This window comes from Ciceribacter lividus (assembly GCF_003337715.1).
Classification (GTDB): Bacteria; Pseudomonadota; Alphaproteobacteria; order Rhizobiales; family Rhizobiaceae; genus Allorhizobium; species Allorhizobium lividum.
On sequence record NZ_QPIX01000006.1, the window covers coordinates 56,103 to 70,548 of the forward strand.

Below are 14,446 nucleotides of genomic sequence, written 5' to 3' on the forward strand. Positions count from 1 at the left end.
TTGAAATATTTTTGTTGGCCTGCGATGGAGGAGCATACTCAGATCGACGGCTTGAGGGTCCGAGCATGGTGAAGAAACAGGCGAGCGCCGGGCGGGAAGCCGCAAGGTTCGACGGAAGGCTGCATGGACGCGAAGACCGGCCGACCCACGTCGTGGGCATAGACCTCGGCGGGACGAAAATTCTCGCCGGCATCGCCGATCATCAAGGAACGATACTCGCCGCCATTAACGAGCCGACCCGCCACGGCCCCGGAGCGCCCGTGCTGGCGCAGCTGGCCGACATCGTTCACCGGCTCGCCGTGGACGTCGGCATTCCGCTCGACCGCATCGCCCATGTCCAGGTCGGCGTGCCCAGCGCCGTCTCGCCGACGACCGGCCTCGCCACGCTTTCCCCGAATCTGGCGCTTCCGGAAGACCAGCCGCCGGCGTCGCTGATCTCCGCCAGCCTTCCTTTACCGGTGACCGTCGAGAACGACGTCAACCTCGCCGCATTCGCGGAGGCGAGCCGGGGTGCAGGCAAGGACAAAGGATCGCTCGCCTTCATTTCCTTCGGAACCGGTGTCGGCATGGGACTTGTCGTCGGCGGCGAGATTGTCCGCGGTGAACATGGCCGCGCCGGCGAGATCGCCCTGCTGCCCTTCGGCGCCGACGTGCATGCACGCGCGCGATCGGTGGAAAACGGGCTGTTCGAGGACGAGGTGGGAACACCGGGCATCCGCAAGCGCTTCCAGCTCGAGGAGACGACCGTCGCCGAACTGTTCGAGAAGGCGATGTCCGGCGAAAGGGAAGCCCTCGCTGCCGTCGACACGATCGCCCGTGACGCCTCGGTCGGCGTCGCCGCGGTTTTCAGCCTCTTCGATCCGGCCGTCGCCGTGATCGGTGGCGGCATCGGCAGTCATCCGCTGTTCTTCGAGAGCCTGAAGCGGCATCTCCAGCCGCTTCTTCCCTTCCCTTGCCCGTTGGAGCCGAGCTGCTTCGGACCTCGCGCGGGCATGGTCGGCGCCGTCATGCTGGCACTACGCCATGCCGAGCTCGCAGCCTCCCCCTGATCTGGAAGCACGTGCCAGACCTCGCCACGATCCGGTGTCAGATTCTCTGGAACCCGCCGATCAACTGGCGCAATCCGAACAAGGCGCCGAGAACGATGCAGGCAAGGGTGACTGGACCCGACCACGCGAGCGCGGCCACGCCCGAGACGCCCTGACCGATCGAGCACCCCATGGCGATGACGCCGCCGACGCCCATGAGTGCCGCACCCCCGACCTGACGGCCCAGTTCCCGCGGATCTTCGCAGGCCTCCCAGACGAAGGTGCCCTTGATGCTGGATCCGATGAAGGCGCCGAGAATGACGCCGGCCACGGAACCGACAGAGAAGGTGATCCCGCCGGCGGTCGAAGTCATCAGGTAGATGAGCGTCCTGCCGATCGGTGCCGTGAAGGACGGCCCTTCCGGCGCAATCGCCCCGAGGCTAATTTCTTCGAGATAAGAGGTGCCCGCAAAGCACCAGGTCACGGCAATCCCGGCCGCAACGCCCCAGGCGAGCATGCGCCAGTCCTTCCGGAGGCGATCGTAGGAAAGTGCCCAGACCAGACACGCCAGCGCAGCTGCCACGATGGTCACCAACGCCGGTATGCCGAGGTGCGCCTGAAGATCGTGGACAATGCCCTGCGGACCGGTCGCCTCAGGCTGCGGAAACAGCAGCGTTCGCAGCGGCGCGAGCGGGCCCGACAAGGCGACGAAGCCGACGATCCCCATCACGACGACGAGAACGAGCGAACGCACATCCCCGCCGCCGAAGCGTGCCAGTGCACCGAAACCGCAATTGCCCGCAAGAGCCATGCCGTAGCCGAAGAGCAGCCCCCCGATGATCGAGGCAAAAGGATTCCATACGAAGGCGTGGTAGAGCGTTCCCTCGAGGTTGATCAGCCCCGCCCAGGCCCCGAACTGCGTGCCGAGGATTGCGACGCCGATGACGATCCCCCACAAGCGCAAACGCTTCTGGTCGCCGCCGTAAACGGCGGTTTCCAGCGCCGCGAGCGTGCACAGACCGCCAAGGCGCCAGCCCAGCCCCAGGACGAGGCCGCCGCCGAGGCCGACGAGTGCCGCGAGAAAACCGACCGGTAGTGTCTCCATTGCTCTTCCTCCCCGAAGAGTTCAGATGTCTGCCGCGTCCCTGAAAAGATTCGCCAGGAAGATGATGGCTTCCCGGGCCTTGGCATCACGGATCGAATAGAAGATCGCGTTGCCGTCGCGGCGGGCCGCGACGAGCCCTTCCAGCCTGAGACGCGCCAGCTGTTGACTGACGACCGCCTGACGAGCGGAAAGCAGGTTCTCGAGTTCCGTTACGCTTTTTGGACCGTCGACCAGGTGGCACAGGATGGTCAGACGACCATCGTGCCCCAGCGCCTTCAGGAACTTCGACACCCTCTCGGCGCGATCGATCAGCTTCTCCAAGGCGCCCTCCCCTGGCGCTGGCATGGCCACCTTGTTCACGTCCTTCACATCCCTTCGGGCGAACGCGCATCGAGCCGATGCGGTTCTCCAGGCCCCGAATGCCGTTCCCCGCGTCCGCGTTGCCCGAACGGACGCATCAGATTGCCGCGACGGGCTGTCTTCGGGCGCGTGGATACTGTGCCTCAGCCTCGTATACTGCCTCCCGCCCGATCCGGACAGGGCATTTTTCACTTTGCCACCGTTCCGCCGGCCTTGCCGATCAGGTCGTCCAGCAAGACCCAGAAGAAATCCTCTCCGGGATAACCTTCAATTCGTCCCGTCTCCACACCGTCGACGACCAGAACGAAGGTCGGCGTAAAGGCCGGAGATCTGGCGATCGTCAGTTCCGGCGGCAATTCGCCGTGGAGATCGAGGCGGCGAAGCGGCGCGAGGCGCCCCTCGGAAGTCTTCGCATACTCCGGCGACACCTCCTCGTTCCAGCGGGCGCAATAGATGCAGCCAGCCTGCTCGAACATCAGCAACTCCATCGCGGCACCTGCCGGCAGAGCCGGCAGCACGAAAAGAGCAATCACGAAGGCGAGGCGCCGCTGGAGCATATTGACAGACCATATATAAATATAGAGATATTCTAATTTCAAACTCATGCGAAAGCAAGCTTGCGATCGCGGAGTCTCGATAGGTCTGGGCGGCGCTTGGGAGGAAGCCATGCTGGAGATCAGTTACGGCGGAGCCGTCGCGGCGGGGCTCTTGTCCTTCCTGTCGCCGTGCATCCTGCCCATGGTGCCCTTCTACCTGTCCTATATGGCGGGGCTCTCGATGCAGGAATTGCGGGAGGGGGAGCGGATTGCGGCCGGCGCGCAGCGCCGGCTTATCATTCAGGCCGTCGCATTCGCGCTCGGCGTCACCACGATCTTCGTGCTGCTCGGGCTTGGTGTCACGGCACTCGGCCATCTCTTCCTGCAATGGAAGGAGACACTCTCCTGGGTCGCCGCGGCCGTACTGATCGTCTTCGGACTGCACTTCCTCGGCGTCTTCCGCATCGGTTTTCTCTACCGCGAAGCACGGGTGCAATCGACGGCCAACCCGACGACGCTCGCCGGCGCCTATCTCATGGGGCTCGCTTTCGGCTTCGGCTGGACGCCCTGCGTCGGTCCGGCGCTGGCGGCGATCCTGATGGTTGCGAGCGGCATGGGAGACCTTTGGCGCGGTGGCCTGCTGCTCTTCACCTACGGCATCGGGATGACATTGCCGTTCGTCGTGGCCGCCCTGTTTGCGCGTCCTTTTCTGGCTTTCGTCGGCCGCCACCGTGCGCTCATGGGACATGTCGAGAAGCTCATGGGCCTGATGCTGATCATCTTCGGCATTCTGATCGCGACCAATTCCGTCAACCTGATTGCAGACGCCCTGATCCGGAACTTCGACTGGTCGACGACGCTGAAGTAACAGAGAGGAGATACACACATGCACCCGGTACGACTGCTTTTCGCCTGGGCATTGCTGGCCATCGGCGGCCTGCTCTCCACATCGACCGCGGCCGTGGAGTTGGGGGACGACGGGCTGCACAAGCCGACGTGGTTGCGCGAAACCTTCAAGGACATGCGAGAAGACCTCGCCGAGGCCAACCGCGAGGGCAAGCGGCTCCTCCTCATCGTCGAACAGCGCGGCTGCATCTACTGCACCAGGATGCATGAGGAGGTGTTTCCGGACCCGAAGATCGATCAGCTGATCCGTGACAGCTACTTCGTCGTGCAGCTTAATCTCTTCGGCGACGTCGAGGTGACGGACTTCGACGGAACGGTCCTGCCGGAGAAGGAGATGGCCGTGCGCTGGGGTGTCATGTTCACACCCACGCTCATCTTCCTGCCGGAAGACGTGAAGCCGAATCAGACCGCGGCGGAGGCCTCTGTCGCCATGATGCCGGGCGCCTTCGGAAAAGGAACCACAAGCGCCCTGCTCACCTGGGTCCGGGATCACGGCTACGCTTCCGGAGAGCACTTTCAGAAATTTCTCGCCCGGCAAGTAAACCCGTGACGTCAAAAAAACCTGATGAATATCAAGGCGCTATAAGGTTATTCAAAAATATATATATAGGGCTATTGTTATGGATTTCCGGTCAAGCTAACCTGTTCGAGGAGAAAAGAGGGAGGAGAGGATGAAATGGCAGTTCTGTCTGGCATCAGCGGTTTTGGTATCCGCTGCCACGCCGGCGCTTAGTGAGACCGCGCCGTCCGCGGCCGTTTTTCACGAAGGTGCCATCGAGATGTCGCTGTCCGGAAAGCCGGGAGATCCGGCAGCCGGCGTGAAGGTGATGACCACCAATGCCCTCGGCAATTGCGTGGCCTGCCATCAGATCAGCAAGCTTCCGGAGGTGTCCTTCCAGGGCAACATAGCGCCGCCGCTCGACGGGGTCGCCGGCCGCTACTCGGAAGCACAGCTGCGAGGGATCGTGGCCAACGCGAAGATGACCTTCCAGGGCAGTTTCATGCCGGCCTTCTACAAGGCCGACGGCTATGTCCGCCCCGGCAACGGCTATACGGGCAAGGCACCCGATGGGCCCCTGCCGCCAATCCTGAATGCGCAACAGATTGAAGACGTGGTGGCGTACCTGCTCACGCTCAAAGAGTGATGCAGGGATACGTTCGAGAGGAGTGTGACATGAACTTTACCAGACGAAACGTTCTTTTGGCCGGGATCGGCGGGATTACGGCACTGGCCCTGCCACTGCCGGTCGCAGCGGCCGCCATCGAGGCACTGACGAACGAGTTCACCGGCGGCGCCACAGCCGGCAGCGACGGCATCACCCTGACGGCTCCGGAGATCGCCGAAAACGGGAACACCGTACCCGTATCGGTCGACGCGCCCGGCGCGGTGGCGATCCTGCTGCTCGCCGAAGGCAACCCGGAGCCGGCCGTTGCGACGTTCAAGTTCGGCCCGGCGGCCGGCAGCCAGTCGGTCGCAACCCGCATCCGCCTCGCCAAGACGCAGAACGTCATTGCCTATGCCAAGATGGCGGACGGCTCGATCAAGAAGGCGCAATCGACCGTGAAGGTCACCATCGGCGGCTGCGGCGGCTGATCGATAAAGGAGGAGAGACAACATGGCATCGGATGCAAAACCGCGTGTGAAAGTGCCGAAATCGGCCAAGGCTGGCGAAATCGTGACCGTCAAGGCGCTGATCAGCCACAAGATGGAATCCGGTCAGCGCAAGGACGCCGACGGCAAGATCATTCCCCGTTCGATCATCAATCGCTTCACCTGCGACTTCAACGGCAACAATGTCGTCGACGTCGCCATCGATCCCGCGGTTTCGACCAACCCGTACTTCGAGTTTGCCGCCAAGGTCGATGCCGCAGGCGAATTCAAGTTCACCTGGTACGACGACGACGGTTCCGTTTACGAAGACAAGAAGCCGATCGGGATTGCCTGAGCCGCATGTTGATCTAGGGAGGAGACAGACATGCCACGTTTCAACAAAGCGATACTCGCCACCGTCCTCGGTCTTTGTCTTGCCGGCCCGGCCGGTGCGGACCCGGTCGAAGACACGCTGGAGATCCAGACGGACGACGGCCCGGTCACCCTGGTGACCAGCGCGCCGGCGCCCGCCCATCTCGAAGGCGCCTTCGATACGATCTGGTCGGGCTGGCACTTCCGCGAGGACGATACCCGCGCGATGGAAAAGGACGACTTCGATAACCCCGGCATGGTCTTCGTCGACCGCGGACGGGACTTGTGGAACCAGTCGATGGGGACGAAAGGTGAGTCCTGCGCCAGCTGTCACAACGGGCCGGAGAGCATGAAGGGCCTGCGCGCCGTTCTTCCGCGCGTCGACGAAAAGTCCGGCAAGTTGATGATCATGGAAGACTACGTCGACCAGTGCGTCACGGAACGCATGGGCCTCGAGAAGTGGGGACCGACGTCGAGCAAGATGAAGGACATGCTGGCACTGATTTCGTTGCAGTCGCGCGGCATCATCCAGAATGTGGCGATCGACGGTCCGGCTGCCTCTTACTGGCACAAGGGCAAGGAGATGTACTACACGCGCTATGGTCAGCTCGAGATGTCGTGCGCGAGTTGCCACGAAGCCAATTACGGAAAGTTCATCCGGGCTGACCATCTGAGCCAGGGGCAGATTTCCGGCTTTCCGGTCTATCGTCTGAAGGATGCCGGGCTCGTTACGGCGCAACAACGTTTCGTCGGTTGCGTCCGCGACACGCGAGCAGAAACCTTCAAGGCGGGCTCCGAAGAGTTCAAGGCGCTCGAACTCTATGTTGCCTCCCGTGGCAACGGTCTCTCAATCGAAGGCGTCGGCGTCAGGCCCTGACGTCGTGGACCGCCGCGCCTGAGGGCGGCGGTCGCGCACAAACATTCGTATTCAACACGGCAAGGCTCCGGTGCGTTGGTTTCCGGGCGGGTTTTGCTGCGCATTTTTCAAGGAACGGACATGATCAACCGGCGCGAATTTCTGCAGGCATCAGTGGCGGTCTCCGCCATATATGGCCTTTCAGGCTTCGGAAACTGGTCGAAGCTCGCAGCTCAGCAGGTGATGACCCAGGACGACCTGCTCGCCTTCGAGGATTTCGGTAACGTCACGCTGATCCATATCACCGACATTCATGCGCAGACCAAGCCGATATGGTTCCGCGAGCCTGAAATCAATCTCGGCGTCGGCGAGGCGAAAGGCCGCCCGCCGCACCTGACCGGCAAGGATTTCCTGGAAACCTTCAAGATCAAACCGGCATCCGCGGAAGCCTACGCGCTGACCTGCGAGGATTTCGAGGCGCTCGGCAAGACCTACGGCAAGATGGGCGGCATGGACCGGGTGGCGACGGTCGTCAAGGCGATCCGCGCCGCCCGTCCGGAAGCCATCCTGCTCGACGGTGGTGATACCTGGCACGGCTCGATGACCTCGCTGCTGACCAAGGGCCAGGACATGGTGAACATCATGAACGCCCTGAAGGTCGACGCCATGACCAGCCACTGGGAATGGACCTATGGCACCGAACGGGTGAAGGAGATTGTCGACGCCCTGCCTTTCCCTTTCCTCGGCGCCAATATCTACGACGCCGAGTGGAACGAGCCGGCCTTCGAACCCTACACGTTCTTCGAGCGCGGCGGCGCCAAGATCGCGGTCATCGGCCAGGCGTTCCCCTACATGCCGATTGCAAATCCGGGCTGGATGTTCCCGGAATACTCCTTTGGCATCCGCGAAGAGCGGATGCAGGAAATGGTGGACGAGGTCAAATCCAAGGGCGCCGATCTGGTCGTCTGCCTCTCGCACAACGGCTTCGACGTCGACCGCAAGATGGCGAGCCGCGTCAAGGGGATCGACGTGATCCTCACGGGCCACACGCATGACGCCGTGCCCGAGCCGGTGGTCATCGGGGAGACAATCCTCATCGCATCCGGCTCGAACGGCAAGTTCGTCAGCCGCGTCGATCTCGACGTGCGCGACGGACGCATGATGGGCTATCGCCACAAGCTCATTCCGATCTTCTCCGACGTGATCGCGCCCGATCCGGAGATGGCGGCGCTGGTCGACAACGAACGCGCGCCACACAAGGAAAAGCTCGAGGAGAAGATCGGAACAACCGAGAGCCTGCTCTACCGCCGTGGCAATTTCAACGGAACCTGGGACAATCTGATCTGCGATGCGATCCGGTCCGAGCGGGACGCGGAGATCGCGATGTCCCCGGGTGTTCGCTGGGGAACGACCCTGATGCCGGGCGACGCGATCACCCGTGAGGACATCCACAACGTCACCTCGATGACCTACGGCGCCTGCTATCGGACGGAAATGACCGGAGAGACGCTGAAGACCATTCTGGAAGACGTCGCCGACAACCTGTTCAACACCGACCCCTATTACCAGCAGGGCGGCGACATGGTCCGCGTCGGCGGCATCGGCTTCACCATCGACATCGGCCAGCCGATCGGCAGCCGCATCTCCGACATGGTGCTCTCCGACAGCGGAAAGGCCGTCGAGGCAGGCAAGAGCTACACCGTTGCCGGCTGGGCGTCTGTCAACCAGGGTACCGAAGGTCCGCAAATCTGGGACGTGATCGAGAGCCATGTCCGAAAGCTCGGGACCGTGAAGGTCACATCCGACTCCTCCGTCAAAATTGCTGGAATCTAAGAGAATAAGGAGCGTTTGCCATGTCCGACGAACCCGCAAACGGTACATCACGACGCGGCTTCCTGCGAAATACCGCCCTGACCGCCGCCGGGCTGGTCACAGGGGCGGGAACCGCCCGCGCAGCCGAACCGGACCCGTTGATCACCGAGGTCCAGCCCTGGGCCTCTGCCTTCGGCGACCCGGTGGACGCGACACCGTACGGGATGCCGATCCAGTTCGAGAGCCATGTGGTACGCCGCAACGTCTCATGGCTGACGGAAAGCCCCGTCTCCTCGATCAACTTCACGCCGATCCACGCTCTCGAGGGCACGATCACGCCGCAGGGTTGCGCGTTCGAACGCCACCATTCCGGGGCGATCGAAATGTCGAAGACTGATTACCGTCTGATGATCGACGGCCTCGTCGACACGCCCCTCGTCTTCACCTTCGAGGACCTGACCCGTTTTCCACGCGCAACCGCAACGGCCTTCCTGGAATGCGCCGCAAACGGTGGGATGGAGTGGGGCGGCGCCCAGCTCGAAGGCTGCCAGTTCACCCAGGGCATGATCCACAACATGGAATATGTCGGCGTGCCGCTGCGGCTCCTTCTCGAAGAGGCGGGTGTGAAACCCGAAGGCAAGTGGATCTATGCGGAAGGCCATGACGCCTCGTCGAACGGGCGTTCGATGCCGCTCGACAAGGCCATGGACGACGTGCTGGTCGCCTTCATCGCGAACGGCGAGGCGCTGCGCAAGGAACACGGCTATCCCGTCCGTCTCGTCGTTCCCGGCTGGGAAGGCAATATGTGGATCAAGTGGCTCCGGCGCGTCGGCGTCTACGATCAGGCCGTCGAGAGCCGTGAGGAAACTTCGAAATACACCGACCTGATGCCCGACGGGCGGGCCCGCAAATGGACCTGGGTCATGGACGCGAAATCGGTCATCACCTCGCCATCGCCCCAGGCCCCCGTCCGGCACGGCAAGGGACCGCTCGTCATTACGGGGCTCGCCTGGTCCGGCAATGGCAAGGTCACCCGCGTCGACGTCTCGCTCGACGGCGGCCGCAACTGGCGGGAGGCGCGACTCACCGGCGATGTCAGGTCGAAGGCGCTCACCCGCTTCCATCTGGACATCGACTGGGACGGCTCGGAGATGTTCCTGCAGTCCCGCGCAACCGATGAGACCGGCTATGTCCAGCCGACGAAGGACGAGCTGCGCGCGATCCGCGGGCTCAACAACGTCTATCACAACAATTCCATCCAGACCTGGTGGCTGAGAGCAAACGGAGAGGTCGAGAATGTCGAAATCGCGTAAGTATCTACTTTCCGCGCTGCTTCTGCTCTCGGTTGGCGCAACTCCGGTTCTCGCGGAGAAACTCGGCCTCGGTCGCCCCGCGCTGCCGGAAGAAGTCGACGCCTGGGACGTCACGGTGCTTCCGGACGGCAAGGGACTTCGTCCCGGATCCGGCGATGTCACCACGGGCGAAGCCGTCTTCGGAGAGAAATGCGCGGCCTGCCACGGCGAGTTCGCCGAGGGACTGGACGCCTGGCCGGTTCTGGCCGGCGGACAGGGTTCATTGAAGGACCGACGCCCGGTCAAGACGATCGGCAGCTACTGGCCGCATCTGTCGACCGTCTGGGACTATGTGCACCGCTCAATGCCCTTCGGGAGCGCACAGACGGTCTCGGTCGACGAGACCTACGCGATCACCGCCTTCCTCCTCTATTCGAACGGGCTTGTGGAGGAGGATTTCGTGCTCTCGCAGGACAATTTCGGCGAGGTTCAGCTACCGAACAACCAGGGCTTCTACGCGGATGACCGCTCGGAGGCGGAATACCCGTTGTTCAGCAAGGAACCCTGCATGAAGGACTGCCGGGGACCGGTCACGGTCACCAAGCGAGCCGTGGAACTGAAGGTGACGCCGACAGATCCTGACGGGAAGCCGGCCGGTACCTTGCCAGACATCACGGGTCAGGCGCCGGTGCAGCAGAAATCCGAAGCTGCCGAACCGGCGGCAGAGACCGACACGGCATCCGCCAAAACGCCTGCCGAGGTTCCGTCCGAAGCCACGGCACCGGTCGAGACCGCATCCGCCGAGGGCATGGATCACGAACTCGTCGAGGAGGGGAAGACCGTCTTCAAGAAATGCCAAGCCTGCCACAAGATCGGCGACGGCGCCAAGAATGCCACCGGGCCGCATCTCAACGGAGTTGTCGGACGCGTGCCCGGCACCGTCGATGGCTACAAGTACTCCAAGGCGTTTTCCAAGATGCAGGCCACGGGCGAGGTCTGGGATGACGCGCGCCTCGCCGCTTTCCTGGAAAATCCGAAGACCTTCGCCGCCGGGACGAAAATGACCTTTGCCGGGCTCAAGAAGGAAGACGAACGGTCGGCATTGATCGCCTATCTGAAGAGCGCCGGCAAATGACCGGCCCGCGAAGCGCCGTCCCTCCCGGAGCTTCGCACCGCCGCCGCGTGGCAACGCGGCGGCGATGATCGATGACGATCTGAATTCGGAAGAGCCATGGGACTTGCCCGCCGCCACTTCATGATTTCCGTCGCCTGCGCAGGCGCTGCGCTTGCGGCACCGGCTGTTCACGGCCGGGCGCGGGCAAAGGTCGTCGTTGTCGGTGGCGGCGCCGGCGGTGCCAGCGTCGCTCGCAAGATCGCGATCGACGCTGCCGGTCAGATCGACGTCACGCTCGTCGAACCGAACGCGCGACACACGACCTGCTACTTCTCGAACCTCTATCTCGGCGGCTTGCGCAGTTTCGAGAGCCTCCAGCATGGCTATGACGGACTGACGCGTGCCGGCGTCGACGTGGTCCCGGATTTCGCCGCCGCCATCGACCGGGAGCAGCGTCGTGTCGTGCTCGCGGGCGGCGGACACCTCCCCTATGATCGCCTGGTGGTGGCGCCGGGCATCGATTTCGTCGACGGCTCCGTCCCGGGCTGGAGTCTGGAGGCGGCCGATCGCACGCCGCACGCCTACAAGGCCGGGCCGCAGACGCTTCTCTTGGCAAAGATGATCGAGTCTTTGCCGCAGGGAGGCGTGTTCGCCATGGTCGCGCCGCCCGAGCCCTACCGCTGTCCTCCCGGCCCCTATGAGCGGGTCAGCATGATTGCCCATTACCTGAAGGGGAAGAACCCCACCGCCAAGATCATCATCATCGATCCGAAGGAAGAGTTCACGCTGCAGAAGCTCTTCGAGGACGCGTGGCTCAAATACTACGACGGCATGATCGAATGGATCGGGCCTGACTTCGGCAGTCGCAACCTTTCAGTTTCGCCCGACGCGATGGAGATTTCCGTCGATGGGGAGGTGATGAAGGTCGATTGCTGCAATGTCATCCCGGCGCAGAGGGCCGGCAAGATCGCCGACCTCGCGCATCTGACGAACCAGAGCGGCTGGGCTCCCGTCGACCCGTTCTCGATGCGCTCGCGCCTCGACGACCGCATCTTCGTCCTCGGAGACAGCGCGCAGCAGGGTGACATGCCGAAATCGGCAACCTCCGCCCGCTCACAGGCCGAGGTCGCCGCAGCAACGGTTATCGGCGACCTGACCGGCTGGGAAATACCGGAACCGGTCTATTCCAACGCCTGCTGGTCGGCGCTTGCGCCGGGGGATTCGGTGAAGGACGGCGGCACCTACAAGCCTGCCGACGGAAAGATCGCCAGCATCGAGAAATACGTCTCGCAGGCCGACGAGGACGCGGCCACGCGCGCGGCAACCTACCAGGAAAGCCTGGACTGGTATCACACCATCACGGCTCAGATCTTCGGCTGATCCGAGCCAATCGGGGAAGGACCTTCAACATGCAAACCCGCCGCCGTTTCATTGCCTCGACCGCCGCTCTGGCCGCGAGCACCATGTTCTTTCCGCGACCGCTCTTCGCCGCCACGACGTTGACGCTCGGCGACCTCCAGATCGACACGCTGTCCGACGGAAATCTCGTGCTGCCCGCCGATTTCATCACCGCCGGCATGCCCCAGCCCGAGACGAACGCGATTCTCGCGTCCTACGGCGTCACGGGCAATCAGATGACGCCGCCCTGCAACGTCACGCTTCTGCGCGACGGCACCAACACCGTCCTTTTCGATCTCGGCGCCGGTCCCGACTTCCAGCCGACGGCAGGCAAGCTGTCCGCGGCCATGGAAGCGCTCGGCGTGAGTCCCGACGACGTGACACATGTGGTCTTCACCCATGGTCATCCCGACCATCTCTGGGGGCTGCTCGACGAATTCGACGAGCCGGTCTTCGCCAACGCCGAGCACATGATCGGTGCGGCCGAGTTCGACTACTGGATGGATCCGGGCACCGTCGACACGATCGGCGATGCACGCAAGACCTTCGCGGCCGGCGCCGCCCGTCGGCTCGGCGTCATCGCCGAGACGGTGCGGCGCGTAAACGACGGCGAAGAGGTTCTCCCAGGCGTTGCCGCACGGCTCACTCCCGGCCATACGCCGGGACACCTTTCCTTCGAAATCCGCTCCGGCTCGACAAGCGTCCTGGTGGTCGGCGACGCGATCGGCAACCATCATGTGGCGTTCGAGAAGCCGGATTGGGCCACGGGTTCCGATCAGGACCCGGAACTCGCCGCGCGTACCCGCACCAGACTGATGGACGAGATTGCCTCTTCCGCCATTCCCCTGATCGGCTACCACCTGCCCGGCAGCGGGATCGGTCATGTCGAGCGGAAAGGCAACGCCTACCGCTTCGTGTCGATGTAATGCACGCGATCTCAGGTCGGCGAGACCGCCGGACGCGGCCGGTCGACCAGCCAGTCGGTCGCGACGGCACCGACCCACATGGAAAACAGGGCAAGCCAGGCGGTCGCGGCGAAGATCGATGTGCCGGTGACACCGGCGCCGATCGCGCAACCGCCGGCGAGCATCGCGCCGAAGCCCATCAGCATCGCACCGCTCAGCGAACGACGCATCTGGCTCTCCCCATCGAAGCCCTGGAACTTCAACTCGCGCGAAATCGCCGCGGCGAGGAAGGCGCCCCCGAACGCACCCGGAACCAGACCGATGTCGAAATCGAGCACCGGATCGCTCGTCAGGAAGAACATCAGGGTCGAGGCTGAGGGACCGGAGAACGTAATGGAACTCACACTGACTGGATCGAAGGCCGCAGTCGACAAGGACCAGGTCAGCACCCAGCCGACGGCGACCGAAAATCCCACGCCGGAGGCGAAGAAAAGGATCTTCCAGCCGATCTTCTCCCTGATCGAAAGATAAAGCGCCAGCACCGCGGTCGCGAATCCCAACAGGGGACCGAACCAGGCCGGCAGATGAAGAAGCGCAAGCAGATTGACGTTCTGGCCTGCCGGTGTCGTCCAGAGCCCCGCCAGCCATTGTCGAAGTGGAGCCAGCCAGCCGCGAAGCGACATCTGCGCACTGACAGCGAAGACGAGCCCGGCGACGACCGAGCGCAGGTTCCCGGTCGCTGCGAGCACCAGGAGGCGCCCGGAACAGCCCCGCGCCATCACCATGCCTGCCCCGAACATCAGACCACCGATGACGGCGCCCGACCAGGAGCCGGTAATCGCCATCACCCGTGCATCGGCCGGGCGAAACAGGCCGGATTGCTCGGCCAGCCAGACCCAGATCAATGCAGTGGAGAAGGTGAGCAGCCAGACGGCAAGTCTGCGGCCGAGGTGACCGCGCGAGAATTCGACCGTTGCGGCCCTGAGACAGAAGGCGGATTTCTGCGCCGAAAAGCCGAAAATGCCGCCTGTGACGAGGCCGAAAAGGGCAGCCAGCTGCGACTCGTCGAACTGGTCGAGCAGCGATGTCAGATCCATTCAGCGCCCCTCGAGTATCCCTGCCGCTGCTTACGAACTGCGTGCGATCATACCCTCAAATCTCTCCGGGCACA

General features: G+C 63.3%; 16 protein-coding genes. 12 read left to right on the forward strand and 4 right to left on the reverse strand.

From position 1 onward, the window contains the following. Positions 1–65 precede the first annotated feature (65 nt). The gene (locus DFR48_RS11790) at positions 66–1,049 is read left to right on the forward strand and encodes an ROK family protein (RefSeq protein WP_114363352.1); all 984 of its coding nucleotides are present in this window, start codon (positions 66–68) and stop codon (positions 1,047–1,049) included. 37 nt (positions 1,050–1,086) lie between these two features. Here DFR48_RS11790 and DFR48_RS11795 read toward each other — a convergent pair whose 3' ends face one another. The 3 genes from DFR48_RS11795 to DFR48_RS11805 all read right to left on the reverse strand — a co-directional run bounded on the left by DFR48_RS11795 (position 1,087) and on the right by DFR48_RS11805 (position 3,050). Then, positions 1,087–2,133 (reverse strand): YeeE/YedE family protein, encoded by a 1,047-nt coding sequence (locus DFR48_RS11795; RefSeq protein ID WP_114363353.1) that lies wholly within the window; start codon positions 2,131–2,133, stop codon positions 1,087–1,089. 21 nt (positions 2,134–2,154) lie between these two features. Continuing rightward, on the reverse strand, positions 2,155–2,454 hold the full coding sequence (locus tag DFR48_RS11800; protein WP_245415596.1) for an ArsR/SmtB family transcription factor: 300 nt from the start codon (positions 2,452–2,454) through the stop codon (positions 2,155–2,157). A 227-nt stretch (positions 2,455–2,681) separates the two neighbouring features. Next, positions 2,682–3,050: a thioredoxin domain-containing protein gene (locus DFR48_RS11805; RefSeq protein ID WP_114363354.1), complete on the reverse strand. Its 369-nt coding sequence runs from the start codon at positions 3,048–3,050 to the stop codon at positions 2,682–2,684. Positions 3,051–3,159: 109 nt separating this feature from the next. Here DFR48_RS11805 and DFR48_RS11810 point away from each other — a divergent pair, with 109 nt between their 5' ends. The 11 genes from DFR48_RS11810 to DFR48_RS11860 all read left to right on the forward strand — a co-directional run bounded on the left by DFR48_RS11810 (position 3,160) and on the right by DFR48_RS11860 (position 13,296). Beyond that, the gene (locus DFR48_RS11810) at positions 3,160–3,897 is read left to right on the forward strand and encodes a cytochrome c biogenesis CcdA family protein (RefSeq protein WP_114363355.1); all 738 of its coding nucleotides are present in this window, start codon (positions 3,160–3,162) and stop codon (positions 3,895–3,897) included. Between the two features lie 18 nt (positions 3,898–3,915). Further along, positions 3,916–4,485, forward strand: a complete 570-nt coding sequence (locus DFR48_RS11815) for a thioredoxin family protein (RefSeq protein ID WP_114363356.1) — start codon at positions 3,916–3,918, stop codon at positions 4,483–4,485. 121 nt (positions 4,486–4,606) lie between these two features. After that, positions 4,607–5,080 carry a sulfur oxidation c-type cytochrome SoxX gene (gene soxX / locus DFR48_RS11820; protein WP_114363357.1) on the forward strand — a complete coding sequence of 158 codons (474 nt, stop codon included), beginning with the start codon at positions 4,607–4,609 and terminating at the stop codon, positions 5,078–5,080. A gap of 29 nt (positions 5,081–5,109) precedes the next feature. Next, complete coding sequence (gene soxY / locus DFR48_RS11825; RefSeq protein ID WP_114363358.1) at positions 5,110–5,529, forward strand: thiosulfate oxidation carrier protein SoxY; 420 nt, start codon at positions 5,110–5,112, stop codon at positions 5,527–5,529. Between the two features lie 22 nt (positions 5,530–5,551). Further along, the gene (gene soxZ / locus DFR48_RS11830; protein ID WP_114363359.1) at positions 5,552–5,881 is read left to right on the forward strand and encodes a thiosulfate oxidation carrier complex protein SoxZ; all 330 of its coding nucleotides are present in this window, start codon (positions 5,552–5,554) and stop codon (positions 5,879–5,881) included. A 30-nt stretch (positions 5,882–5,911) separates the two neighbouring features. Further along, positions 5,912–6,775, forward strand: a complete 864-nt coding sequence (gene soxA / locus DFR48_RS11835; RefSeq protein WP_114363360.1) for a sulfur oxidation c-type cytochrome SoxA — start codon at positions 5,912–5,914, stop codon at positions 6,773–6,775. Between the two features lie 120 nt (positions 6,776–6,895). Next, on the forward strand, positions 6,896–8,587 hold the full coding sequence (gene soxB / locus DFR48_RS11840; protein WP_114363361.1) for a thiosulfohydrolase SoxB: 1,692 nt from the start codon (positions 6,896–6,898) through the stop codon (positions 8,585–8,587). Positions 8,588–8,607: 20 nt separating this feature from the next. Continuing rightward, positions 8,608–9,879, forward strand: coding sequence for a sulfite dehydrogenase (gene soxC / locus DFR48_RS11845; RefSeq protein ID WP_114363362.1), 1,272 nt, complete (start codon positions 8,608–8,610; stop codon positions 9,877–9,879). Further along, a complete protein-coding gene (locus DFR48_RS11850; RefSeq protein WP_114363363.1) occupies positions 9,863–10,993 on the forward strand; it encodes a c-type cytochrome in 1,131 nt (376 codons plus the stop codon). Before soxC ends, DFR48_RS11850 begins: the two co-directional genes overlap by 17 nt. Positions 10,994–11,089: 96 nt before the next feature. Then, positions 11,090–12,352 carry an NAD(P)/FAD-dependent oxidoreductase gene (locus tag DFR48_RS11855; protein WP_114363364.1) on the forward strand — a complete coding sequence of 421 codons (1,263 nt, stop codon included), beginning with the start codon at positions 11,090–11,092 and terminating at the stop codon, positions 12,350–12,352. Positions 12,353–12,381: 29 nt separating this feature from the next. Continuing rightward, positions 12,382–13,296 (forward strand): MBL fold metallo-hydrolase, encoded by a 915-nt coding sequence (locus DFR48_RS11860; protein ID WP_114363365.1) that lies wholly within the window; start codon positions 12,382–12,384, stop codon positions 13,294–13,296. A gap of 11 nt (positions 13,297–13,307) precedes the next feature. Here the strand turns inward: DFR48_RS11860 and DFR48_RS11865 are convergent, their stop codons facing one another. Continuing rightward, the gene (locus tag DFR48_RS11865; protein WP_114363366.1) at positions 13,308–14,372 is read right to left on the reverse strand and encodes a YeeE/YedE family protein; all 1,065 of its coding nucleotides are present in this window, start codon (positions 14,370–14,372) and stop codon (positions 13,308–13,310) included. Positions 14,373–14,446 lie beyond the last annotated feature (74 nt).

Bases quoted from the DNA above. Each gene is read 5' to 3' on its own strand.
- soxX (WP_114363357.1), top strand. From the start codon at position 4,607: ATGAAATGGCAGTTCTGTCTGGCATCAGCGGTTTTGGTATCCGCTGCC.
- soxA (WP_114363360.1), top strand. From the start codon at position 5,912: ATGCCACGTTTCAACAAAGCGATACTCGCCACCGTCCTCGGTCTTTGT.
- DFR48_RS11850 (WP_114363363.1), top strand. From the start codon at position 9,863: ATGTCGAAATCGCGTAAGTATCTACTTTCCGCGCTGCTTCTGCTCTCG.
- DFR48_RS11790 (WP_114363352.1), top strand. From the start codon at position 66: ATGGTGAAGAAACAGGCGAGCGCCGGGCGGGAAGCCGCAAGGTTCGAC.
- DFR48_RS11855 (WP_114363364.1), top strand. From the start codon at position 11,090: ATGGGACTTGCCCGCCGCCACTTCATGATTTCCGTCGCCTGCGCAGGC.
- DFR48_RS11860 (WP_114363365.1), top strand. From the start codon at position 12,382: ATGCAAACCCGCCGCCGTTTCATTGCCTCGACCGCCGCTCTGGCCGCG.
- soxC (WP_114363362.1), top strand. From the start codon at position 8,608: ATGTCCGACGAACCCGCAAACGGTACATCACGACGCGGCTTCCTGCGA.
- soxB (WP_114363361.1), top strand. From the start codon at position 6,896: ATGATCAACCGGCGCGAATTTCTGCAGGCATCAGTGGCGGTCTCCGCC.
- DFR48_RS11795 (WP_114363353.1), bottom strand. From the start codon at position 2,133: ATGGAGACACTACCGGTCGGTTTTCTCGCGGCACTCGTCGGCCTCGGC.
- soxZ (WP_114363359.1), top strand. From the start codon at position 5,552: ATGGCATCGGATGCAAAACCGCGTGTGAAAGTGCCGAAATCGGCCAAG.
- DFR48_RS11815 (WP_114363356.1), top strand. From the start codon at position 3,916: ATGCACCCGGTACGACTGCTTTTCGCCTGGGCATTGCTGGCCATCGGC.
- DFR48_RS11865 (WP_114363366.1), bottom strand. From the start codon at position 14,372: ATGGATCTGACATCGCTGCTCGACCAGTTCGACGAGTCGCAGCTGGCT.
- DFR48_RS11810 (WP_114363355.1), top strand. From the start codon at position 3,160: ATGCTGGAGATCAGTTACGGCGGAGCCGTCGCGGCGGGGCTCTTGTCC.
- soxY (WP_114363358.1), top strand. From the start codon at position 5,110: ATGAACTTTACCAGACGAAACGTTCTTTTGGCCGGGATCGGCGGGATT.
- DFR48_RS11805 (WP_114363354.1), bottom strand. From the start codon at position 3,050: ATGCTCCAGCGGCGCCTCGCCTTCGTGATTGCTCTTTTCGTGCTGCCG.